This window comes from Runella rosea (assembly GCF_003325355.1).
Taxonomy (GTDB): Bacteria; Bacteroidota; Bacteroidia; order Cytophagales; family Spirosomataceae; genus Runella; species Runella rosea.
Window position 1 is genome coordinate 3,449,348 of sequence record NZ_CP030850.1, and the last position, 24,577, is coordinate 3,473,924.

Below are 24,577 nucleotides of genomic sequence, written 5' to 3' on the forward strand. Positions count from 1 at the left end.
AAACTTCCCAAAAAAATGGCGGAATAAAAAACCGTTTACTTGGCTCGAATCGCCTCAACAGGGTCCATACGGGCCGCCCCAAAGGCTGGCACGATGCCCGCCAAAACACCGATGATACTCGACACACTCAGCCCCAGAAGGATGTTTTTGGGCGAAAGAATTATCTCCAAAGTGCCCAATTGGATGAAAGACATTAAGTAAACCAATCCAATTCCGACCAGTCCGCCGATGAGGCTCAGGAAAATGGCTTCAAACAAAAATTGAAATAAAATGAAGTAATTTTTAGCGCCTAACGATTTTTGGATGCCAATGAGGTTGGTGCGTTCTTTGACTGATACAAACATAATGTTGGCAATCCCGAACCCACCGACTAAAATAGAAAAGCTACCAATTACCCAGCCTACCAGCGTAATCACGCCAAACAAACTTGAAACTGCTTTCGTGGCGGCCTCGGGGCGATTGATGGAGAAGTTTGTGGTCTGGGAGGGTTTCAAGCCGCGTTTGGTACGTAACAATCCTACAATTTCAGCCTCTAGTTCTACCAATCCTTCGTCTTCGGGTTTTCCTTTGACTACGATGGATACAGAACTATTGATGCGGTTTTGGAATGATTTTGCGAATGTTAAAAACGGCAACAAAACTTTGGTGTCGGGATTTCCCGCAATATCAAACAGCCCCTTCCCTTTTTTCTTTTGAACTCCGATGACGGAATAGTTCAATCCTTTGATTTTAAAGCTTTTCCCGATGGGTTCGGGGTCATTTGGGAATAGTGTTTCGGCAATTTCGGCCCCTATAATGGCAACGCTCCGTCCAGCGTCTATTTCTTGCGGTGTAAAATACCGGCCCTTTTCAATTTCTACATCAGAGACTTTATTGAAATCATAAGTCATCCCCTGAATCAACGCATCCATGCTATTATTGCCATTTTTGGCCGTCAATCCGCCTTTAAATCCCATAGCCACCACCGCCTCGGCCCCTTCCATTCGTTCGGCCAAAAATTTGTAATCACTGTAGGAAGTTTCGGGCCACTGAAAATACTTCCACCACTGAAACTCCCCCCCGAAATTCCAAGGCCATTTCTGCACGTACACTACATCGGTGCCGATGGTTGCCAAACTTTGGCGAATACTCCGCTCCAGTGAATCAACGATGGTAAAAACGCCAATGATGGCAAAAATTCCGACCGTTACCCCCAGCAAAGACAAAGTGGTACGCAAAAGATTGGAACGCAGTGCTTGCCAAGCAAAACGCAGACTTTCAAACGTTTGACGGAAAAATTTCATGGCCCTTGACGGTTTATTTTAATCAATTTGAGGGGATCGACAACAAAAATTCTACATCCAAGTCATATTTAACCAACATTTTACATGAATGGTAATCAGCCGGTTTGATTGGTGACGAGTCTGATGCTTTATTTAACTAACCTTCTGTTGTTCAAAAGATAGCACAGCTCTATCCCCACACAAATTCGGGCGTATTTTACCGCCAATTCAGAAATTTAGATTTTCTTTGCAGTAAACTCATAACATGACTATCAAGAGGTGATTGGAAGGATGAGTTCCTTCAAAAATTTGCCGTTCATTCGGCCCATTCAATCCATAATTTTTGTATGAAAATCAGCACAAATTCGCGTACCGATCTTTTTGTTCATATCAGTCTTGTCGTAGCGCTTGTTGTGGCACTATTTTTGGGGTTCTTCTTTTTGTATTTACCATTTACAACCAATCACGGACAAAGTATTACGGTACCAGACCTAACGGGCATGAGTACGCAGCAATTGGAAGATTACCTCGATGAGCGTAATTTACGCTATGAAGTAGTTGATTGTACGTTTGTCGTAGGTCAAAAACCTTTGACGGTGATTCGCCAAAACCCCAAGTCTGGTTTGCGTGTCAAGGAAGACCGAAAAATATACGTCTACATCACGGCCCTAACCGCACCCAACGTAAAAATGCCTCAGTTAGTCGACCGCACAAAACGAAGTGCAGAAGCTGAATTAATGCGTTTAGGGCTGAGATTAGGTGAAATCAGGTATGTGCCTGACCCAGCCCAAAATTCAGTGATGGAACAATTATTCAATGGAAAGCCTATTAAGCCCGGCACGCTCATTCCGCAAGGTTCTATCATTGTTTTGGAAGTCGGAGATGGCATCGGAAATACTGAATTTGATGTTCCAGACGTTGTAGGTAAAACACTCGAAGAAGCCCTATTCGTATTAAAAGGCTCCAATCTAGCAAAACCCCTAATACAATATGTAGATGACCCCAGCAAACCGCCAGGGACTGTAACAAGGCAGAATCCTGAAGCAGGCGCAGGAAATAAAATCCACGTCGGAGATATTGTTGACTTATGGGTAGTTGGCGGACAGCCTGATACGCAACCTGAACAACAGAATGAATAATTTTAGCGGAGCAAGAAATAAAATATTAACCCTTACTAAAAACAGGACTTCCGTTATCGGATATTTCTTAACGAATACGACTAACGCAGCCTTTTGTGCAAAAAGGCTGCGTTGCATTTTGCTCCTTACGCTTTTGAGCTGTACCGCTCATGCCCAGCTCGTTGGGTTTCCGATTGCTCCAACACAGGCTACTTCCACTTCAAAAAACGCCCGCACTCAAGCACTTTCGCTGCCTTTTTTTGATGATTTTTCATTGACCAACGGTAGCGCTCCCTCCCCTGCCTTATGGATTGCTGGCGGCGGAACTTACGTCAATAACACCAATACGCTCAACCACCCCACGGTCAACGTAGTTACATTTGACGGGGCCAATGCCGCTGGTCAGCCGTATAATTTGGTGAATCAAAATGCACAGGGTAACAGCGACACCCTCACTTCCCAGCCCATCAATCTGGCGGGCCTTACCGTTGCTGATTCTATTTATCTCAGTTTCTATTGGGAGTTACGCGGTTTGGGGGAGTTTCCCGATGCCGATGATTCCTTACGGGTTCAGCTTTTAAACGATAAGGGCGTTTGGCAAACCATCTGGAAACAAGCCGGCGGAGTACCCAATCCTAACTTCAACTACGTGCAGCTTGCTATTCGAAACAGCGCTTACTTCCACGCAAATTTTCAATTCCGCTTTCAGGCATTTGCGCGTCAATCGGGACCGTTTGATTCGTGGCACGTTGATTATGTATACCTTGACAAAAGCCGGCGGCTAAACAGGTACATTCAGGATGTGGCAATTAATCTTCCAGTCAGTTCATTTTTAAAACGGTACGCTGCCATGCCGCTCAAGCAGTATTTGGCTAATGCTAGGGCCGAAACCGCAGATTCGGTGTTTACCCGCATCAACAATCTCCACAATATTTTTAACTCAACGGCCTTTTCCTACACTTTAAAGGACGAATTGAGTGGGCGGGCTTTTCAAACAATTCTCCAGAACAACTCTGTATTTATTGACCAGTTCAGTGCGCAAAATAAAATCGTTAAACCGCAAGCTATCAGCGTTGACACCAACGTTACCCAACGCCTTTCGCTCGTCAATCGCTTCCAAATTCTAACCACCGACGACCGCAACCCCTCCATTCCAGGCGTTGATTTGCGCCGCAATGACAGTATTTCGGGCAAAACTGTGCTCGATGATTATTATGCTTACGATGATGGCACCGCCGAGTTTGCTGTGTACATGAATCGGACACTGGGCAGAACAGCCGTTCGGTACTTTTTAAACAAACCCGATGTGGTATCGGCCGTAAGAATGAACATCATCCCGATTTTGAAGGATTTGACGGGGCAATCCATCACCGTTCAGGTATGGAGCAACAAAGACGGACGCCCCAGCACGATGCTTCAGCAAAAAGCCTTTCGGGTAGAGTACGCCAAGGCTCGCAACGGCTTCATTGAGTTTCCGTTTGATTATGGAGTGGCGGTCCGCGACACGTTTTATGTGAGCTGGCTTCAAATAGGTATAGACGGTATCGCCGTAGGGCTGGACCGCAATACGCAACATGAAGACCAGATTTTTGTCAATCTAGGGCAAGAATGGGCACCTTATACTTCGTTCAAGAATGACCCTAATTTGGCGTATTTTCAAGGTAGTTTACAGGTTCGGCCCGTCATGGGCGGCAAGGCGCTGCCCCCAATTACATCCATAGAGCCCGAAAAAGTAACCGAATGGGAGGTGTATCCCAATCCCTCCAACGGACTGATTCAGTGGAAATCCGACGAAATTCAGCGTATTGAAATATATCATCTCACGGGCGCTTTGGTTAAGCAGCAAATCGTACAAACGGCCAACAAAACCATGGATTTATCGGAACTGCCCAATGGGCTTTATTTGGTGAGATTATCCAACGACGAAAAAACCGTTGTGAAGAAAATTTTGTTACAACGCTAAGACAGCGTACGTAATTGAGTAACATTTTTGCCATATTTGGCCTCTCAATTCCGTTCCTCTTTATCTATTTTACTTAACATCAAGCTACCACAATGGATATTACCGTAGAAGAATTAAAAAAACGCATTGAAAGCGGAGAGAAAATCAACCTCATCGACGTACGTGAAGATTACGAATACGAAGATGACAACATCGGAGGGCAGCTTATTCCACTAGGTGAGCTTCCACACCGCATCCACGAAATTGAAGACCTCAAAGACGAAGAAATTTTGGTACACTGCCGCTCAGGCAAACGCAGCGAAACTGCCCAACGGTTTATGCAAAGCCAAGGTTTCACCAACGTTCGCAACGTCATTGGTGGCATGTTGGCCTACCGAGAATTGGACTAGTTTTGGAATTTAAGTATAGTGTATCAAGTAGTTGGCATTGAGACTTGCAGATTCACTTATGACTCAATATCAACTACTTAATACAAAAACTTAAGGCTTAGACCGACATAATATCCTGCTCTTTTGCGGCAAAGATTTGGTCTACTTTTGAAATAAAACCGTCGGTTAATTTCTGAACGCGCTCTTCTCCGATTTTCACTTCATCTTCCGACACGCCTTCTTTGGTCAGTTTACGAATATCGCCGTTGGTGCTTTGGCGGATGTTCCGGATGTTGACCTTTGCGGTTTCAATTTCTTGTTTTACGCGTTTTACCAAATCGCGTCGACGCTCTTCGGTCAGCATCGGAATACTAAGACGAATGTTCTCACCGTCGTTATTGGGGGCCAATCCAACGTTGCTATTCCGGATGGCTTTTTCTATTTCCCCAATCAGTTTTTTCTCAAACGGCTTGATGGTAATCGTACGCGCATCGGGGGTTGTGATGGAAGCTACGTTGTTGAGCGGCGACATGACTCCGTAATATTCCACCTGAATTCCGTCCAACATCGACGGTGATGCTTTTCCCGCACGGATTTTTGCTAACTCGATGGTCAAGTGCTTGATTGCTCGGTCCATCGTATCTTTGGCGTCTTCGAGATAAAATTCGACTTCTTCCATTGCTACTGTTTTAATTTTTATTCGTTAACTGTGAGATATAGGGGCTATCCCTGATTAGTTTGGTAAAATTAAAATTTCTTATTCGTTCGTTACCAACGTTCCCACCGATTCACCGTTGATGAGGCGCAATAGGTTTCCTGGTTTGTTCATATCAAAAACGATGATTGGCAAATTGTTTTCTTTGCACAACGCAAAGGCCGTCAAATCCATGATTTTGAGATTTTTGCTCAATGCTTCATCGTACGAAATTTTCTCATAACGCGTTGCGTTAGGGTCTTTTTCTGGGTCGGCGGTGTAGATTCCGTCCACGCGCGTTCCTTTCAAAACGGCATCGGCGTTGATTTCAATGGCCCGCAGCGCACCTGCGGAGTCGGTCGTAAAATAGGGATTACCCGTGCCCGCGCCAAAAATCACGATACGGCCTTTTTCTAAATGGCGCACCGCCCTGCGACGAATCATCGGCTCCGCTACCTGCTCCATTTTAATGGCTGAAAGCAAGCGAGTTACCATGCCAAATTTTTCCAGTGAACTCTGAATCGCCATGCTATTGATGACCGTAGCGAGCATTCCCATGTGGTCGCCCTGTACCCGGTCAATGCCTGATTTTTCAACCGAGGCCCCGCGAAATATATTACCTCCTCCAATGACCACTGCCACTTGTACGCCAGCATCAACGATTGTTTTTACTTCTTTGGCAAACTGCTGGAGAATGTCAAAATCAATCACCTGCTTTTTGTCGGCACCGCTGAGTGCTTCACCGCTGAGTTTGAGAAGAATACGTTTATATTTAGGTTGAGACATGGTTGGTATATTAGTTAGTTTGTATTGTGCAATTTAAGTTCATAACGTTGGTCAATGACCTCATTAATTATTCAAATTCAATCAAGATTTGGTTTTTATCTACCGTATCTCCTTTGTTTATTTTAATACTTTTTACGACTCCCTCTCCAGGTGATTTAAGGGCATTCTCCATTTTCATGGCCACCAATACAAGGACCACATCGCCCGCTTTGACCACATCTCCGACCTGCACTTTGATGTCCCAAATCAACCCTGGCATGGGTGCTTTGAGGTTGTTGACTTTATTCTTTGCGGTACCAGTCATGCCCATTTGCTCCAACAATAAATCGAAACGGTCTTTGGCGGCTAAGGTGTAAGTGCTTTGGTTGATTTTGACCTTAAAACTTTTTTCGGCATAATCGGCTTCAATGACTTCGGCATTGTACGAGCGTCCGTTTTGCAAAATATGAAAACGCCCGTTGTCCAACGCCACCAAATCCCACTGAAAAGGCTGGCCGTTTAGGGTTGTTTGCCCTTTATTAGAATCAATGTCAAAGGTTTGTTGTTCGTTGATGGTTACTTTTAACATAGAAATATTGGTTAAAGAGAAAGGTATTTCGTGTCAACTTTTGGCAATACTGAGCCGCTCCCGACGATTGACCAGATAAATGCCCGTCAGGATAATGCCCATTCCGAGATATTGCTGAAAACTAATCCGCTCACCGTCAAAAATCCCCCAGCTGATAGCCACAATCGGAATTAAATACGTAACCGAGGCCGCAAACAAGCCAGAAGCCAATTGCACTATCCGGTTAAACAGCACCGAGGCCAAGCCCGAGCCTACCAGCCCCAATGCCAACAAAATAAGGCTCGGCTGGAAATTTTCAGCGAGGGTGATTTTGGGAAAGAAATCCGTAAAAAACAAGATAACAAATGAAATAGGGCCCGTAAAAGCAAACGTCCAGGAGGTCATGGCCAACGACGGCAAATGACTCAAATGACGTGAAATGGTGTTGATATTAATGCCATACAACACCGTGGCAAGCAAAATCAAAAACGCGTAAGGATTAGCGATATTTATAGCCCCCGCCCCTTTAGAAAAAATCAAAAAAGAAGAGCCCAACAACCCCAGCAAAATTCCTATAATCTGCACAGGACGACGCGGTTGTGCAAAAAACAACACGCCAATCACGAGCGTAAACAACGGACTCAGAGAATTGAGCATTCCCGACAGAGAACTGTTTAGTTTAGTGCCCGCTAAGGCAAACAAAAACGCTGGAATGACAAACCCCGTCAGAGAAGATATTAATAAATAAGGATAACGATCAACGGGAATTTGGCGACGGGAGCTAACCATGATAGGAACAAAAAACAGCGAAGCCAAAAACAATCGCCCCGCTGCTACTTCCGTTACGCTATATGTAATCAGGCTTTTTTTTATTAAAAAGAACGATGTTCCCCAAGTAAGGGCTACTAATACCAACAGTATCCACGCCTGAAGGGGACTTTTAGAAGAATCGTTCACTTTTGAAATGATTAGCGTTAAGACCCACGGCAAAATCGTCATCACTCAGGGTGCATGACATTTTGCCGCTGCAAAAATAGTGGGTTTATTTGATTTCAAAGTGCTTATCGGCAAAGTTCATGTATTGTTGCCAATCATACAGCAGAATATCATGTTTCCCCTCGCGGATATGGTACCCAATGGTTTTTCCAACCGGGCTGTTCGGCATGGGCATTATATTCGTCCCCAACCCCGTTTTTTTGTACAATTGATAGACTTTTTCCGCTTCCAAAGCGCCCAAAAATTCGCCTTTGGGGTCAGCCCAAATATCTTCAGTAGCGCTGGCTACGTACAGCGGGCGCGGTCCCATCAAGCCTAATAATTCGTGTGAATCTACGGGCAACTCTGCCACTGCTTTATTGTATTTTTTGTAGTTAGCACAAAACCAGTGCGGAAATTGCGTATTGAGATGCTCTACGGTTTCACCAATCCATCGCCGCGCCAATGCAGCCCCGCCTTCGCCCGAATCGTTGGAAATGACCATTGCAAAACGCGGGTCTTCTGCCGCCGCCCACAGCGTAGCTTTTCCGATACGTGAGTGGCCCAAAGCAATCACTTTTTGACCGTCAACCAAGGATTCATTTTTGATTAAATAATCCACCATGCGGCTCATGCTCCACGCCCAAACTCCGATAGCGCTCCATTTTTCGCGCTGTTCGGGTGTCAATACGGAACGGAGGCCCGTTTTCCAACCTTCGGTGTGGTCGGCTTCGAGGTCACCGTAGTAGGCAGTGGCTACCGCGTAGCCCCGTGCTACAATGGCTTCCATAGGCCATCTCCGTTCGGCAATTCCGCGAGAGGCATCCGTGGCTCGATTGTTCACAAAGGTTTTATCAAAACCAGAATTCACCCATTTTTCGGTCACAAATACGTCTTTTTCGTGCGTAGTGGTGTGATTTCCCGTAAAATTGAGGCTGACAAAAACGGGGGCTTGTTTCACATTTTTGGGTAAATACAGCAAAATATCAAGCGTCAACGTGGGGGAAATTTCGGGAAACCGAAGGGTAATTTGCTTAGAAATGGCTTTGCCGTTCAACGCATTTTCGTTGACGGTTTTCACCTCTGAAGCAATTTTAACCGCCCCTGAAAATGGATTGACTCCGTATACATTTTCCGCGAATTGTTTCAACACCGCGGGCCGCCCCGTTTTCTCCCATACGTCTTTTGATTTGATGGGCTTGCCGTTGGGGAGCAACAATGGGTCGGGCAACGTGAAGGAGGGCATTTTTGATTCATCGTAATTGACAAGAATCTTTTGGGTAAAAGCATTTAACGACATCATTACACCTAAAACAGTGTAGATTACGGCCTTAATTGTGGATAACTTGTGCATAAGTATCGGTCTTTGGGTATAACTTTCCTTTTTCATAAAATATACCTGCTTTTTACCCAAAAGACGCTGGTTGTAGGATTCTATTGTTTGTTGGGTAATTACCAAAAAAATTGACTTATTCTCTATTCGTCAAAACTTTTATAAAGCTCCTATTAACCCCAAATAGTTGGTAACTTTGCGCCTTCGTTTTGCGTTACCAATTCATGGACAATCACAAACCTACCCTTACAGACATTGAACTCACCGGCCACGACCTCATTGAGGTCATGGGTGCCCGCGAGCATAACCTTAAAAATATTGACGTTACTATTCCGCGCAACAAACTCGTCGTGGTGACGGGCATCAGTGGCAGTGGTAAGTCTTCATTGGCTTTTGACACCATTTATGCCGAAGGGCAACGTCGCTACATGGAAAGCTTTTCGGCTTACGCCCGTGGTTTTCTGGGCAATATGGAGCGCCCCGATGTGGACAAAATCGACGGTCTCAGCCCCGTGATCAGCATTGAACAAAAAACCACTTCACGAAATCCACGCTCTACGGTTGGCACCGTGACGGAGATATACGACTTCTTGCGCCTCCTGTACGCTCGCTCGGGCGATGCCTACAGTTACGTGACGGGACGACCGATGGTGAAGCAATCGCAGGACCAAATCATTGACCAGATTCTGAGTCAGTTTGAGAATCAAAAGGTCACTCTACTGGCTCCCGTCGTGAAAGGGCGAAAAGGGCATTACCGAGAATTGTTCGTTCAAATTGCCAAACTCGGCTATACAAAAGTCCGCGTCGACAATGAAGTGCTGGACATTACGCCCAAAATGCAGCTCGACCGTTACAAAATTCACGATATTGAAATTGTGGTGGACAGGCTCATCCCCAAAGCTGATGCTGGGGACTCGCAGTCACGTTTTCGCTTGAGTCAATCGGTCGGCACAACCCTGAAGCAAGGCAAGGGCGTGATGATGTTGTTGGATAAAAAAAATGAAGTGCATTATTTTTCCCAAAACCTCATGGACCCCGTCGCGGGCATCAGCTACGACGACCCAGCGCCCAATAGTTTTTCGTTCAACTCGCCTTACGGTTGGTGTCCGACCTGCCAGGGCCTAGGCGTGGTAGAAGAAATTACACCCGAAAGCGTTATTCCCGACAAAAGTCTCAGTCTGAGCCGTGGAGCCATCGCGCCCATTGGTGAATACCGCGATTTGTGGATTTTCAAACAATTGGAAATTCTGCTAAAGCCCTTCAAAGTAACCCTCAGTACTCCGATTGATAAGTTTCCGCCCGAAGCCATCGACCTCATGCTCAACGGGACCGACGAGCCAGTACCCGTGCCCTCCAAAAAATACGAAGGCACCGAATGGAACACCAAATACGAGGGCATCATTACGTTTTTGCGCCGCCAACAGGAAAATGGCTCGGAGAAAATTCAGGATTGGCTCAAAGATTTTATGACCATCAACACCTGCCCCGATTGTCAGGGGGCGCGCTTGAAAAAAGAAGCGTTGTGGTTCAAGATTGACGATAAAAACATTGCTGATTTAGCCAATATTGACATTCGAGAATTGGCCAATTGGCTCAACGGTTTGGAAGAGCGCATCACCGAACGTCAGCAGTTGATTGGTCGCGAAGTATTGAAAGAGATTCGTAAGCGCGTCGGATTTTTGTTGGACGTGGGCTTAGATTATCTGACACTTAACCGTCCGTTGAAAACACTTTCGGGCGGGGAAGCGCAGCGTATTCGTTTGGCTACCCAAATCGGTACACAGCTTACGGGCGTGTTGTACATCATGGACGAGCCCAGCATTGGTCTACACCAGCGCGACAACGTTCGACTGATTGATTCATTGAAAAAATTACGGGATTTGGGAAACACTGTTTTGGTCGTTGAGCACGACAAAGACATGATGCTCGAATCCGATTATATCCTCGATATTGGCCCTGGTGCGGGCCGCCACGGCGGGCAGGTAGTAGGATATGGTACCCCCGAAGTATTCTTAAAAAACGGCTCATTGACCGCCGATTATTTAAGCGGACGAATCGCCATTGATGTTCCTAAAAAACGCCGCGAAGGCAACGGAAAGAATATCGTTCTGAAAGGGACAACAGGTAATAACCTCAAAAACGTCACGCTTAATCTGCCGTTGGGAAAAATGCTGTGCGTAACGGGCGTGAGCGGAAGCGGAAAATCGTCGTTGATTCACGAAACGCTGTTTCCGATTCTGAACCGCCATTTTTACAACTCAAAGCGTGAACCGCTACCATATAAAAGCGTGGAAGGGCTGGAGCACATCGACAAAGTCATTGAGGTAGACCAATCGCCCATTGGCCGTACGCCACGCTCCAATCCAGCTACGTACACCAATCTTTTTTCTGAGATTCGGTCGCTGTACGCCGAACTGCCCGAAGCCAAAATCCGGGGCTACAAGCCAGGACGTTTTTCATTTAACGTCAAAGGCGGCCGCTGCGAAGATTGCGAAGGCGCAGGGATGAAAAAAATCGAAATGGAATTTCTACCCGATGTATACGTAGATTGCGACACCTGCAAAGGAAAGCGCTTCAATCGTGAGACTTTAGAGGTGCGTTTCAAGGGAAAATCCATTGCGGATGTGCTCGACATGACCGTGGAGCAGGCGTTGGAATTCTTTGAAAGCATTCCTAAAATTTTGCGTAAAGTATCCACCCTCAACGACGTAGGACTTGGGTACATTACGCTCGGCCAACACGCCACGACCCTTTCGGGCGGCGAAGCGCAACGGGTGAAACTCGCCGAAGAGCTTTCGAAAAAAGACACAGGCCAAACCCTCTATATTCTGGACGAACCGACCACGGGGTTACATTTTCAGGACATTCGTCATTTACTGGATGTACTGAATAAACTCGTCGATAAAGGCAATACCGTTCTGATCATTGAGCACAATATGGACGTGATTAAAGTATCAGATTACGTCATCGACCTTGGCCCTGAAGGCGGTAACGCGGGCGGACGCATCATTGCCGAAGGCCCCCCCGAAAAAGTAGCGAAGGTGAAGGAGAGTTTTACGGGAAAATATTTGAAATTGGAATTATCGTAGGGGCGGGGCTTGCCTCCGCCCGGGTTTGCCTCCGCCCAGGTTTGCCTCCGCCCGGTAACCGCATCGGTTCAGAAAAAACGTTAACACAATAATCGGAATTATCGTAGGGGCGGGGTTTGCCTCCGCCCGGGTTTGCCTCCGCCCGGTAACCGCATCGGTTCAGAAAAAACGTTAACACAATAATTGGAATTATCGTAGGGGCGGGGCTTGCCTCCGCCCGGGTTTTCCTCCGCCCGGGTTTGCCTCCGCCCAGGTTTGCCTCCGCCCGGTAACCGCGAAACCACCAACGCCAAAAGGGCGAAGGTAAACCCCGCCCCTACATGTCGAAATCAATAATCGTATTGTAGAATGTGACAAATTCCGGGGCTTTTCGTCCTATTCCGAAATAGACAAAAGCTAATAATTCTCTATCCCCGACGATACGATTAGAGATGAAATTTGACCCTAAAATCCATCATCGAAATTCCATTCGATATAAAGACTTTGATTACAGTCATTGGGGTCCGTACTTCGTCACGGTATGTGCAAGAAATCGAGAATGTATTTTCGGTGAAATAACTGATAATCGATCTGTATTGAACGATTTAGGCCATATTATTCAAAATGAATGGCTGGCATTGCCCCAACGATTTCCTGAAATACAGTTAGATGAATACATCGTTATGCCCAATCATTTCCATGGAATCATTTGTCTCGCAGAAGCAAATACCGTTTCTGACCCAATAGCGGATGCAAAAACAAAAATAGGGATAGAGGTAAGCGGTGCACCGCCACGGCCCCACCCCACCCTGGGCGACATTATCTGTGCTTTTAAATCGCTGGTTTTCAAACGATATTACGATTTGATTCGGCAAAATAATCTACATAAAATCGCCAAATGCTGGCAACGTAATTATTGGGGACGCATCATTCGCAACAATCGTGAGTTCGATAACATTCGGCATTACATTGTAATGAATCCTGAAAAATGGGCGGAGGATTCGGATAACCTTGACCTTTTGCTTACCCGTATGACAGAACGGAAGGATAGGTAAAGGCGATTGGGCGATTGGGCGATTGGGCGATTGGGCGATTGGGCGATTGGGCGATTGGGCGATTGGGCGATTGGGCGATTGGGCGATTGGGGCGGAGGCAAGCCCCGCCCCTACGTATTCGGTTTGCCCGTAGAGGCGAGGCTTGCCTCCGCCCGGACCTCCGCCTAGATACTGCATAAAAAAAACAAAGGGCCGAAAATTTCGGCCCTTTGTCGATACTCACCATCCTCTACGTTGACCATTGCGACCGTAGTCGTCGTAGGTCGAACGCTCATTATCCCGTTTCTCATGGGTTATTTCACGATTAAGCGCCGCTAAATCTGATGTTAATTCACGACGTTCGCGGGGGTTAAGCACGCGGTCACGCCAGAAGATTTGCTCTTTACGCTCAATACGCTCCACATCACGCATCAAATTTTTTGCTTCCCGTGATGATATAGACCCTTGCGCAATTCCGTCGGCTATTCGGCGGCGGGCTTCGCGCTGAAAATCATCAATGCGGTCGCCCATATTTCCGCCCCTTCCGCTGCGGGAGTCATAGCCACGATTATCATCACGATTACCGTATCCTCGGTCGTCGCGGCGGTTATCGTATCGATCATCGTACCGACGGTCGCGGTCGTTATTACCCCATTGGGCATTGGCACTTCCGAAGGCTACTAAGATCATGGCGGCTGCAAACACTAACTTTTTCATGGCATTTATTTGGTTTAATGGTACAATGATTTTGCTTATTTTACTCTTAGAACGCAGAAAATCATAAAGGTTTATAAAGGCTTGGTTAATGATTGTTAACACGTTTTTAAAAGATTTTAGTAACTTGCTACACCAACCTGAACTACTCCTAAAAACCCCCTTAAAATACCTTATTAGGGCTTTTTTATGTTTTTTTGGTCAACACAGTAAGCGCTAAATTTCTTTTTAAACCTAACTAACTCTCATCAACTTCCTCTTTATGAAACACACCTTTATTACGGGCAGTTTGCTATTTCTCGGCATGTATGCCCACGCCCAAAAATCCATCAGTGGTTTTTCGGTTGCCAATCAATCAAAACAAGAAAAGGTTGAACAAGAATACCGTACCAAACAATCTGCCGAACGTTTTAAAAACCACCTTCAAAAACTCACCAGTGTACCACACTTGGCGGGTACGCCCGAAAATGAGAAAGTACGTGATTACATCGCCGACGTTATGCGCAAGGCAGGATTACAAGTAGAGATTTTTCCGCACGATATTTATCTTTCCAAAACACCCGGTGAAAGCTTGGTTGAAGTGGTGGAGCCGATTCGGATGCCGCTCAACAACCGTGAGTTTATCATCAAAGAAGATAAATATTCTGCTGACGCGCGCCTTACTCCTGGTTGGAATTCTTATTCAGGCTCCGGCGATGTTACCTCGGAAGTAGTATATGCCAACTATGGCCGTATCGAAGATTTTGAGAAATTGAAAGCGATGGGTATTTCGGTCAAAGGCAAAATCGTGCTGGCGCGTTATGGCGGCAATTTCCGTGGGTACAAAGCCAAACACGCCGAAGCCGCCGGAGCGGCGGGCGTCATTATCTATACCGACCCCGCCGATAATGGCTACATGAAAGGCGTAACCTTCCCAGAAGGCTCACAACCCAACGACAATACCATTCAGCGCGGTTCATTATTGACCGTCGATTATACTGGCGATCCATTAACCCCTTTTGAACCAGCCTTGCCTTTGGATGGCCCTAAAAAAATCAAGCGCCTCGACCCCAAAGACGCGGCATTCCATAAAATCCCCGTCACGCCCCTCCCGTGGGGCTCCGCCGTTGAAATCCTCAAACGCATGACGGGGAAAGCCGTTCCAGCCGGCTGGCAGGGCGGATTACCATTGGCCTACCGTTTAGAAGGTGGCTCGGAGTTGAAAGTGCATTTGAAAGTAAAACAGGAAAAAGAGTTTGTGCGTATTTATCAAGTTGTAGGCACGCTGACAGGGAGCGAATTTCCCGATGAGTGGATCATTGCGGGCTGCCATTATGATGCTTGGTCATTTGGCTCTACTGACCCCAACAGCGGCACCGCTATGCTCTTGACATTGGCTGAATCTTTGGGAAAATTACCTCAAAAACCTAAGCGTACCGTTAAAATTTGCCACTGGGATGCCGAAGAACATGGCGTCATCGGCTCAGCCGAGTGGGTGGAGCAAATGCGCGATGAGCTAAGCGCCAAAGCCGTAGCATACATGAACTACGATGCCGCAGTTTCGGGGAAAATTTTCGGCGGCAGCTCTTCGCCCTCGCTGAAAAAATTGCTCATTGAAGCTACACAATCCGTTCAATATCCTGATTCCAACAAAACCGTTTATGAACACTGGATGGCACAAAAAGGAGGCAAAAGAGGTAGCACCGTAGGCATCAACAGCGCCGCCCCCGTAGCCGATGAGCCAACAATTGGCAATTTGGGCGGCGGCTCTGACCACATTGCTTTTTATATGCACGCGGGCATCCCTTCATTGAGCGCTGGCGTAGGCGGGCCAACGCTATATCACTCACAATATGATGACCTGTTTTTCTACAACAAATTTGTGGACTCTACCTACACAATGGGCCCGATGGTAGAGCAAGTCGTAGGTACAATGTCACTGCGGTTGGCCAATGCCGATATTTTACCGTATGATGTTTCTCGCTACGCAACCGACTTAGCAACGCACCTCAAAACCGCTGAAAAAGCCGTTAAGGCATATAAGTCTGATTACTCGGTTGATAAATTGTTGGCGCAAGTAGAAACCCTGAAACAAAACGCCGAGCAGTTTGAAAGCCGAATCAAAACACTATTGGCTTCTGAGCAACTCGACAAAGTTAAAGTGGCGGCCATTAACAAAGAATTGCGAAATTTGGAAAAGGCCTTCCTTGACCCCAAAGGCATGGCTTACGGCTCGTGGTACCGCTCGTTGTACGCTTCTTCTGACCCGTACAGCGGCTACGCATCGTGGATGTTGCCCGCATTTCAGTATGAAGCATCGCTAAAATCAACGGCCAATTTGCCCGATATTGAAGCGCGACACGCCAAAGCCATTGAAACATTGAATACGAAAATTGTAACAATGAACCAGCAATTAGGAGGAAGTCCCTCCTCGTTGGGAGGTGCTAAAAATTAAGATTGGCAAACCTAAGGCTTTGAGTATCTTAAGCTCATTTCTGCCTTATTAAGTGGAGTAATTCATAATCTTACGTAACGCATGAAATGGCCCAATAATAAGGTATTACTAAGTGTATCAGCGCTGGTTTTTGTCGGGGCATGGTTAGCCATTGGCCCCGATAACCACGTTGATTTCAACACGGAGGTAAAACCAATTCTCAATAAAAAGTGCATGGCTTGCCACGGAGGCGTGAAAAAGGCGGGCGGTTTTAGCCTGTTGTTTCGGGAAGAGGCCCTCGCCAAAACGAAATCGGGCAAACCTGCCATCATTCCTGGCGACGCCGACGGCTCTGCTTTTATTCAAGTATTGACGCATTCCGACCCCGAAAAACGGATGCCCAAAAAGGGCGACCCACTCACAGATGAGGAGGTTGAAATTCTGCGAGATTGGGTAGACGAAGGAGCCGAATGGGGCACGCATTGGGCATACAGCCCCGTAGAAAAACGAAGTGCCCCACAGCCCAGTTGGTGGGATAAACTTTTTCAAAAAACACCGTGGGGCAATTCCGACATTGACCGTTTTGTGTTTGAAAAACAACAGGAACAAAACAGCGATGCCCTACATCCTTCGCCCGAAGCCGACCGCGCTACGCTCCTGCGCAGGGTTACGCTTGACCTTACAGGCTTGGCCCCAACGGCCGCGCAATACGAGAAATTCCTAAATGATAGAAGCCCCAAAGCCTACGAAACCGTGGTGGATTCGCTGTTGGCGTCTCCCGCATTTGGCGAACGTTGGGCGGGGATGTGGCTTGATCTGGCCCGGTATGCGGATTCGAGAGGGTATGAAAAAGACGATGCCCGAAATATTTGGCGTTACCGAGATTGGGTCATCAAAGCATTTAACGAAAACAAGCCTTACGATAAATTTATCACGGAACAGCTCGCGGGTGATTTGTTGCCCAACCGTACTGAGAACGAACTCATTGCCACGGGATTTCACCGCAACACCATGAACAACGACGAAGGAGGAACCGACAATGAAGAGTTTCGCACCTCCGAAGTCCTCGACCGCGTCAGCACCACATGGGAAGCCTTGCAGGGAACCACGTTTTCGTGCGTGCAATGCCACAGCCACCCCTACGACCCATTTCGGCACGAGGAATACTATAAATTCATGGCTTTCCTCAACAATACCAGTGACCAAGACGTAAGCGACGAAGCTTCTTTCTTGCGTTTTTTTGAAGAAAAAGACCAAAAGAAACTGGATGAGCTAACCGCATGGCTGAAGAAAAACACCACCCCGCAAAAAGCCGAGCAGTACACGCATTATGTTCGTACACTGGAACCGAGGATTTATTTTCACCTGTTTGACCAATACAAAAACGGCACGCTAGAACCCACGGCCGCCGCCATGCTACAAAACAACGGCTCCCTTCGCTTGAAGCAAGCTCCGGTCAGAGGCAAACGAAAAATGTTGCTCTATTACCGCTCAAGACAACCCGCAACCGTAGTCCGAATCAGCACCGACAGCCTCAACGGGCCGCTTGTAGCCACGACAAAGCTTGATACGTCACGCGGCTTCCAAATTGCCTATATTGACTTACCTCCGTTTTCGACCCGCAAGGATTTACATTTTGCGTTTACCAATGCCAAAGTTAAAGACCAAAAAGACGATATAGCGGCGCTTATGTGGGTCGCCTTTTGGGCCGAAGATTTTCCAGGGAAAGGAACACCTGGCTACGAAGAGCAGTATGCCAACTTCCAAAAACTACTAGTTACATCGTCCGAAACGATGCCGATTATGCAGGAAAACCCTCCCGAATACGCTCGCACAACGCGCGTGTTTGAACGTGGCAGTTTTTTAAGCCCCGCCGCCACCGTTGCGCCCGATGTTCCCAAATCATTGCACGCTTTTCCTAAAAATGCCCCCCGCAATCGTCTCGGCTTGGCCCAATGGCTCACATCCAAAGAAAATCCATTGACCGCCCGCGTCGCTGTAAATCGTTTTTGGGAACAACTGTTTGGAACGGGGCTCGTCGAAACTCTTGAAGACTTTGGTTCACAAGGCTTTACGCCCACTCACGTTGAACTATTGGATTATTTGTCGTATAAGTTCATGCACGAGTATAATTGGCAAATGAAACCATTATTGAAAGAAATCGTGCTTTCGGCTACCTATCGACAAGATTCCCGCGCTACTGATGCGCAAATTGCCCAAGACCCCACCAATCGTTGGTTAGCGCGTGGGCCAAGGGTACGCCTCACGGGCGAGCAGATCCGCGACCAAGCACTCATTGTCAGTGGTTTGCTGAGTAAAAAAATGTACGGAAAGCCAGTGATGCCGTACCAACCGCAGGGCGTTTGGCAAGTGGTGTACAGCGGCATTAGTTGGAAACGAAGCGAAGGAGAAGACGCCTACCGACGCGCCATTTATACATTTATTCGACGGTCAAGCCCCTATCCAAGTATGCTCACTTTCGATGGCTCTAATCGCGACGTGTGTTTGGCCCGGCGCATCCGTACCAATACACCGTTGCAGGCACTGGTCACGCTCAATGATTCAGCCTTTGTGGAAATGTCCATCAAATTTGCGGAACGTATGGAAAAAGAAGGCGGCAAAAGTGTCCCTTCCAAACTCCAACGCGGCTATTGGCTCATGACGGGCCACGCCCTGCCCCCCGCCAAACAGAAAGTACTGGTAAACCTCTACGCGGAGGCCATACATCGATTTGAAAAAGAAAGAGGAAAAGCGGTGCGTTGGGTGGGCCGGGAAAACGCTACCCCCAACGACGCTGCCCTGGCTTTTGTAGCCAATACAATGTTAAACATGGACGAGTTTATTTCAAAGCAATAATATGAAGCTAAACGACGAACTTCGATTGGCGCAGGCGCAGTTTGAAACCCGCCGCCATTTTTTGAAACAATGCACTTCAGGCATTGGTATGATGGCGCTGGGCAGTATTCTCGGAGATTGTACTAGCGATTCCAAAAAAACGGGGGCCTCCGCTCCGCTCGACCTAAACCCGCTAGCGGTGCGCAATCCACATTTTGCCCCCAAGGCCAAATCGGTGATTTTCATGCACTTTTGTGGCTCGCCTTCGCAGTTGGAACTGTGGGACTATAAACCCGAATTAGCAAAATTGGACGGAAAACCCTGTCCGCCGTCGTTTTTGGAAGGAAAACGCTTTGCCTTCATTCGCGGTGTGCCCGACATGCTGGGCTCGGTAGGAAATTTTAAACAACATGGCCAATCTGGTGCGTGGGTTTCTGATTATTTCAACTATTTCCCGTCGGTCGTCGATGAGGTTTCATTTTTGAAAGCCATGTACACCGACCAGTTCAACCACGCACCCGCCCAACTGTTGATGCACACAGGTAGCGCCCGCTTAGGACGCCCAAGCATGGGTGCATGGAGTACGTACGGACTGGGTTCAGAAAATTCAAATTTGCCAGGCTTCGTGGTCCTGACTTCGGGCGGCAAAACTCCCGACGCAGGCAAAAGTATCTGGGGGAGCGGCTTTCTTCCATCTGTTTATCAGGGTGTTCAGTGTCGTTCTGAAGGCGATCCAGTGTTGTTTTTAAGCGACCCCAACGGCCTCGACCGCGACCTGCGTCGCAAAGCCATCGACGCGTTGACAGAAGTTAACCGCCAACAATACGACGAATTTAAAGACCCCGAAACCCTAGCCCGCATTGCGCAGTACGAGATGGCCTTCAACATGCAGATCTCGGTGCCCGAAGTAATGGACATTAGCAAAGAGCCTGCCTATATTCACGAACTTTACGGCACTAAGCCAGGGGAAGCGAGTTTTGCCAATAATTGTTTGTTAGCCCGTAAATTGGTCGAAAAAGGCGTACGCTTTGTGCAGTTGTATGATTGGGGTTGGGATACGCACGGCGACGGAGAAGGCACTTCGTTGGAAGTAGGACTTCGCCGAAAAACCGAAACCATCGACCGCTCCATGACCGCCCTGTTGATGGATTTAAAACAACGCGGGCTACTGGACGAAACCCTAGTGGTATGGGGAACGGAATTTGGCCGCACCCCCATGCGCGAGAACCGCAACGGCAAAGTAATGCCTTTCAAAGGCCGCGACCACCACACCGATGCATTTACGTGTTGGATGGCAGGCGGCGGTATTCGTCGGGGCTATTCGCACGGCGAAAGCGACGAATTTGGCTACCACGGCATCAGCGGCCGCACGCATATTCACGACCTGCAAGCGACCATCATGCACCAATTAGGCTTTGACCACGAGAATCTTACCTACGAATTTCAAGGCCGCAACTTCCGCCTAACTGATGTAAGCGGAAAAGTGATAAAGGAAGTAATTGCTTAAACGACAACAAGGGCGACCCTAACGGGGCGCCCTTGTTGGTAACTATATGATTAGGGTTTTGAGAAACCCTTTGCGTCTGGTTTGAGAATCAGACTTCACATCGCGGCGCTTTACATTACAAAAAAACTCCTTCTAATCTTCAAACAAATTACCCAAGCCACCCAATACGGAGCCGCTTTCTTTGCGAGATTGTGGACCATAGGCAGACAGGCGGTCAACCAATTTAGAGATTGGCATAGACTGAATCCAACAACGGCCTGTTCCCTGAAGCGTGGCTAAGAAAATACCTTCGCCGCCGAAAATCATGGATTTAAGACTTCCAGAACGTTGCACACTGAAATTGACCGAAGGCTCAAAAGCGACCACGCAACCTGTGTCTACGCGCAGGGTTTCGTTGTTGAGCTGACGCTCAATTACTACCCCGCCAGCGTGAACAAACGCCAATCCATCGCCTTGTAGTTTTTGCAAAATAAAGCCCTCTCCCCCAAACAAACCGCTACCGAGACGCTGGTTGAAGTGAATATTCAATTTTGTTCCCATCGCCGCACAGAGAAAACCGTCTTTTTGGACAATCAACGAATTGCCGTAAATCTTCGACAAATCAATTGGCATCACCGTGCCAGGGTACGGCGCAGCAAAAGCCACTTTACGCTTGCCATAGCCACGGTTGGTAAAATGCGTCATGAACAAAGACTCTCCCGTAAGCAAGCGCGAACCTGCCTGAAAGATTTTGCCCATCAGGCTCTGGGTAGCGTTTGAGCCGTCGCCCATTTTGGTTTCAAACTGAATACCATCTTCCATAAACAACATGGAACCCGCTTCAGCGATAACCGTTTCGTTGGGGTCTAATTCGATTTCGACGATTTGAATGTCCTCGCCAATAATCTTGTAATCAATTTCGTGTGAATTCATTTTTTAAGTTAGTTATTCTTCGGGGTTTTCATTTAAGTCATCGCGCGAACGGAGTTTTTTATCGTCCACGTGTTTATTCAAAAACTGATTGATTTTATCAATATCAATCGTGGATGTGATTTCGCCGAATGAATTGATTCGAATGTCAAAGCCATCCAAATCTTTGTGTACTCGCGGCTTTTCGGCGCTTTCGGGAGGGGTTGTTTTTTTCTTCGTCATATCCGTCGATTTTTTTACGAAAATAAGTACCTGCTTCACCATTCGCAACCCTATCTGACTAAACGGTGACTTTTAGATTTTTTTTGGTCAAAAAACGGGGCGAAAGGTTTATCAAAAATAGTTACCAACTTGGCATCGGTACTCGGTAAAACGTGGTGGGGGCTATTCTCATTGCTTTGTTTTTTGTTAATCAGTGTTGGAATCTTCCTGCGCTTTGACCCCATTTTCAGGCCTCAAAATAACCTGCTACTATTGTTATTGCCACTAATTTGGGGAAGTGTTTTGGGCACTATTAAAAGATTTCGCCCCGATTTAACCGTCATTACCCCCAAAAACCTCATGTTGTTTGTGTGGTTTAACAAGCTCGTCATCGTTCCGTTAGAAATCATTTGGGTGGGCAACATGATTCCCGTAGAGCGCCACCCTAATCAAGATATTTCTACCGAAATCTGTATAACGCTGGTTTCATTCGGGGCTTTTGTGGTGGGGTGGAGTTGCTTTTCGCAAAAACAGATGCTCCGACCAGTTGTTGCCTTCTCATCTCTAACTACATGGGCCAGTGTTTATTTTCTGGTCGCACTTGTTTCACTCTCTTTACTTTATGGTTCACTCGAAAATTATTTATCAGGCGCGATTTTCACGTACGTAACCCGAGAAATCGTTGAGCAAAATGCAACTTTTGTGGGATTTTTGGCAAATATAGGCCAACGATTTTGGGTTTTTGGTGTACTGCTTATATGGTACAAGTGGAAAACTAAAAAGGGTAAAATCCATTGGTTACGGCAAGTTCCATGGCTCATTCTTTGTCTAGCAGGCACACTGAGCAGCAACCGTTCCAACATGGCCTATCCACTGCTGACATTGATGAGCGCCATGTACGCAGGCTGGAAAACGCGTCATTCATTTTGGTTGGTTATGCTGTTATTGGGACTGATTGTCCTTTCTCTTTTCTTTGGATACGTGCGCGTACAGTCTTCTTTAGATACCGAAGGGATAGCACTGCTCTTCGATAATTATTTGGAACATGACGAATACATCACCTACGCGCATCAACTTTATTTTGGCAGTCCTTATCAAATTACGCCCTTACTTTCCATTGAAAAACCATCTTCCACGCTTTTAGCTTCCCTTGTAGACCCAATTCCCATTGTTGGAAAAGCCTTTCGGGAGCAAAGCGGCCCGTATGTCTATAACCTAGCGTACCATCAATCGCTGGTATCGCAGGATAAGGTCATTCCAGTAGCGGGCGAATTGTACTACAACGGGGGCTATTTTTTAGTGACGTCAGGATATGCCGCGATTGGAGTAGTATATCGGTGGCTAGACCGTACTTTTAAGGATAATGTACTGATAAATCCACCTCTGGCGGCGGCTTTTTTTTATTTGGCACTGCTGTTCAATGCCACATTGTTACTCAGTTTGTCGGTTTTAACGCAGTTTTTGGTCTACAATGCCGCCCCTGCGTTATTGATTATTGCGGCAAATTGGTCACAAATACGTAAGGCTTCCTAAACATAGTTGGTTATATTTGCATCCTCAATTTAGTCATCACTATCCCAATTTTAGTCGCTCACATGGAAAAAATCAAAGTCGCAAACCCCGTCGTTGAACTGGACGGCGATGAAATGACCCGCATTATCTGGCGTTTTATTAAAGATAAACTTATCCTTCCTTACTTAGACGTTGATATCAAATACTACGACCTTGGCGTTGAATACCGCGATGAAACCAACGATCAGGTAACCATCGATGCCGCCAACGCTATCAGACAGTACGGTGTAGGTATCAAATGCGCCACGATTACGCCCGACGAAGAACGCGTAAAGGAGTTTAATTTGAAACAAATGTGGAAATCACCCAACGGTACCATCCGCAACATCTTGGACGGTACGGTTTTCCGTGAGCCTATCGTTTGTCAGAATGTTCCGCGTTTGGTAACCAACTGGGACTCTCCTATCATCGTAGGTCGTCACGCATTTGGTGACCAATACCGTGCTACCGATTTCGTGACCAAAGGAAAAGGCAAACTTACCATCAAGTTTGAAGGCGAAGACGGTACGGTCATTGAGCATGAAGTATACAACTTCAAAAGCGACGGCGTAGCCATGGCAATGTACAACACCGACGAATCTATTCGCGGTTTTGCTCGTTCTTGTTTTCAGGTAGCGATGCAGAAAGGCTGGCCTTTGTACCTTTCTACCAAAAACACCATCCTCAAAAAATACGACGGACGTTTCAAAGATATATTCCAAGAAATTTACGAAGCCGAATTCAAAGCCTTGGGCGTGCACTATGAGCACCGCCTCATTGACGACATGGTGGCTTCTGCCCTGAAATGGAACGGTAACTTTGTGTGGGCTTGTAAAAACTACGACGGCGACGTGCAGTCGGATACCGTAGCGCAAGGATTTGGTTCATTGGGCTTGATGACTTCTGTATTGTTGACTCCCGATGGAAAAACAATGGAAGCTGAAGCCGCTCACGGCACCGTGACGCGTCACTACCGCGAGCACCAAAAAGGACGGCCAACTTCTACCAACCCCATCGCTTCTATCTTTGCTTGGACTCGCGGCTTGGCTTTCCGTGGCAAACTCGATGGTAACCAGCCCCTTATCGACTTCAGCGAAGCCTTGGAGCAAGTATGCGTTGAAACCGTAGAAAGCGGCAAAATGACCAAAGATTTGGCCGTTTGTATCCACGGAAACAAAGTAAACCATGGTGAGCATTACCTCTATACCGAAGAGTTTTTGGATGCCATCGATGCTAATTTGAAAGCAAAATTGGCGAAGTAATCATAAGTACAAAGTAAAAAAGGAAGGGTGAGACAAA

General features: G+C 47.0%; 20 protein-coding genes. 11 read left to right on the plus strand and 9 right to left on the minus strand.

The genetic code is table 11. The features are described from left to right. Positions 1-35 precede the first annotated feature (35 nt). Positions 36-1,283 (minus strand): ABC transporter permease, encoded by a 1,248-nt coding sequence (locus tag DR864_RS14385; RefSeq protein WP_114067634.1) that lies wholly within the window; start codon positions 1,281-1,283, stop codon positions 36-38. A gap of 326 nt (positions 1,284-1,609) precedes the next feature. On the opposite strand from DR864_RS14385, the gene DR864_RS14390 reads away from it, so the two are divergent. From DR864_RS14390 to DR864_RS14400, 3 genes are all read left to right on the plus strand, one after another. Beyond that, the gene (locus DR864_RS14390) at positions 1,610-2,401 is read left to right on the plus strand and encodes a PASTA domain-containing protein (RefSeq protein WP_114067635.1); all 792 of its coding nucleotides are present in this window, start codon (positions 1,610-1,612) and stop codon (positions 2,399-2,401) included. Positions 2,402-2,519: 118 nt separating this feature from the next. Beyond that, positions 2,520-4,343, plus strand: coding sequence for a T9SS type A sorting domain-containing protein (locus DR864_RS14395; RefSeq protein ID WP_162793829.1), 1,824 nt, complete (start codon positions 2,520-2,522; stop codon positions 4,341-4,343). 92 nt (positions 4,344-4,435) lie between these two features. Further along, positions 4,436-4,732 (plus strand): rhodanese-like domain-containing protein, encoded by a 297-nt coding sequence (locus DR864_RS14400; RefSeq protein WP_114067637.1) that lies wholly within the window; start codon positions 4,436-4,438, stop codon positions 4,730-4,732. A gap of 97 nt (positions 4,733-4,829) precedes the next feature. On the opposite strand, the gene frr is transcribed toward DR864_RS14400, so the two are convergent. The 5 genes from frr to DR864_RS14425 form a co-directional block, all read right to left on the minus strand. Further along, complete coding sequence (gene frr, locus DR864_RS14405) at positions 4,830-5,390, minus strand: ribosome recycling factor (protein WP_114067638.1); 561 nt, start codon at positions 5,388-5,390, stop codon at positions 4,830-4,832. Positions 5,391-5,468: 78 nt separating this feature from the next. Then, positions 5,469-6,191: a UMP kinase gene (gene pyrH / locus DR864_RS14410; RefSeq protein WP_114067639.1), complete on the minus strand. Its 723-nt coding sequence runs from the start codon at positions 6,189-6,191 to the stop codon at positions 5,469-5,471. A 67-nt stretch (positions 6,192-6,258) separates the two neighbouring features. Further along, the gene (locus DR864_RS14415; protein WP_114067640.1) at positions 6,259-6,759 is read right to left on the minus strand and encodes an acyl-CoA carboxylase biotin carboxyl carrier protein subunit; all 501 of its coding nucleotides are present in this window, start codon (positions 6,757-6,759) and stop codon (positions 6,259-6,261) included. A gap of 33 nt (positions 6,760-6,792) precedes the next feature. After that, positions 6,793-7,695: a DMT family transporter gene (locus tag DR864_RS14420; RefSeq protein ID WP_310587519.1), complete on the minus strand. Its 903-nt coding sequence runs from the start codon at positions 7,693-7,695 to the stop codon at positions 6,793-6,795. Positions 7,696-7,780: 85 nt separating this feature from the next. Then, positions 7,781-9,067: an alpha/beta hydrolase family protein gene (locus DR864_RS14425; RefSeq protein ID WP_114070287.1), complete on the minus strand. Its 1,287-nt coding sequence runs from the start codon at positions 9,065-9,067 to the stop codon at positions 7,781-7,783. Between the two features lie 203 nt (positions 9,068-9,270). Here DR864_RS14425 and uvrA point away from each other — a divergent pair, with 203 nt between their 5' ends. The 3 genes from uvrA to DR864_RS29830 all read left to right on the plus strand — a co-directional run bounded on the left by uvrA (position 9,271) and on the right by DR864_RS29830 (position 13,337). Further along, positions 9,271-12,135, plus strand: a complete 2,865-nt coding sequence (gene uvrA, locus DR864_RS14430; protein ID WP_114067641.1) for an excinuclease ABC subunit UvrA — start codon at positions 9,271-9,273, stop codon at positions 12,133-12,135. A gap of 431 nt (positions 12,136-12,566) precedes the next feature. Further along, on the plus strand, positions 12,567-13,169 hold the full coding sequence (locus tag DR864_RS14435) for a transposase (protein WP_162793832.1): 603 nt from the start codon (positions 12,567-12,569) through the stop codon (positions 13,167-13,169). 6 nt (positions 13,170-13,175) lie between these two features. Next, a complete protein-coding gene (locus tag DR864_RS29830) occupies positions 13,176-13,337 on the plus strand; it encodes a hypothetical protein (RefSeq protein WP_162793475.1) in 162 nt (53 codons plus the stop codon). Positions 13,338-13,388: 51 nt separating this feature from the next. Here the strand turns inward: DR864_RS29830 and DR864_RS14440 are convergent, their stop codons facing one another. Beyond that, entirely contained in the window at positions 13,389-13,865 is a 477-nt protein-coding gene (locus DR864_RS14440) for a hypothetical protein (protein WP_162793834.1), read from the minus strand. A 259-nt stretch (positions 13,866-14,124) separates the two neighbouring features. Here DR864_RS14440 and DR864_RS14445 point away from each other — a divergent pair, with 259 nt between their 5' ends. From DR864_RS14445 to DR864_RS14455, 3 genes are all read left to right on the plus strand, one after another. Then, positions 14,125-16,296 (plus strand): M28 family peptidase, encoded by a 2,172-nt coding sequence (locus DR864_RS14445; RefSeq protein WP_114067644.1) that lies wholly within the window; start codon positions 14,125-14,127, stop codon positions 16,294-16,296. Between the two features lie 81 nt (positions 16,297-16,377). Next, a complete protein-coding gene (locus DR864_RS14450) occupies positions 16,378-19,131 on the plus strand; it encodes a PSD1 and planctomycete cytochrome C domain-containing protein (RefSeq protein WP_114067645.1) in 2,754 nt (917 codons plus the stop codon). A 1-nt stretch (position 19,132) separates the two neighbouring features. Continuing rightward, on the plus strand, positions 19,133-20,617 hold the full coding sequence (locus DR864_RS14455) for a DUF1501 domain-containing protein (protein ID WP_114067646.1): 1,485 nt from the start codon (positions 19,133-19,135) through the stop codon (positions 20,615-20,617). A gap of 132 nt (positions 20,618-20,749) precedes the next feature. On the opposite strand, the gene DR864_RS14460 is transcribed toward DR864_RS14455, so the two are convergent. Further along, positions 20,750-21,529, minus strand: coding sequence for a TIGR00266 family protein (locus DR864_RS14460; RefSeq protein ID WP_114067647.1), 780 nt, complete (start codon positions 21,527-21,529; stop codon positions 20,750-20,752). 12 nt (positions 21,530-21,541) lie between these two features. Beyond that, positions 21,542-21,748, minus strand: a complete 207-nt coding sequence (locus tag DR864_RS14465) for a hypothetical protein (protein ID WP_037325831.1) — start codon at positions 21,746-21,748, stop codon at positions 21,542-21,544. A 129-nt stretch (positions 21,749-21,877) separates the two neighbouring features. On the opposite strand from DR864_RS14465, the gene DR864_RS14470 reads away from it, so the two are divergent. Then, a complete protein-coding gene (locus DR864_RS14470) occupies positions 21,878-23,260 on the plus strand; it encodes a hypothetical protein (RefSeq protein WP_162793836.1) in 1,383 nt (460 codons plus the stop codon). A 62-nt stretch (positions 23,261-23,322) separates the two neighbouring features. Then, positions 23,323-24,540 carry an NADP-dependent isocitrate dehydrogenase gene (locus DR864_RS14475; RefSeq protein WP_114067649.1) on the plus strand — a complete coding sequence of 406 codons (1,218 nt, stop codon included), beginning with the start codon at positions 23,323-23,325 and terminating at the stop codon, positions 24,538-24,540. The last annotated feature ends 37 nt before the right edge of the window (positions 24,541-24,577 follow it).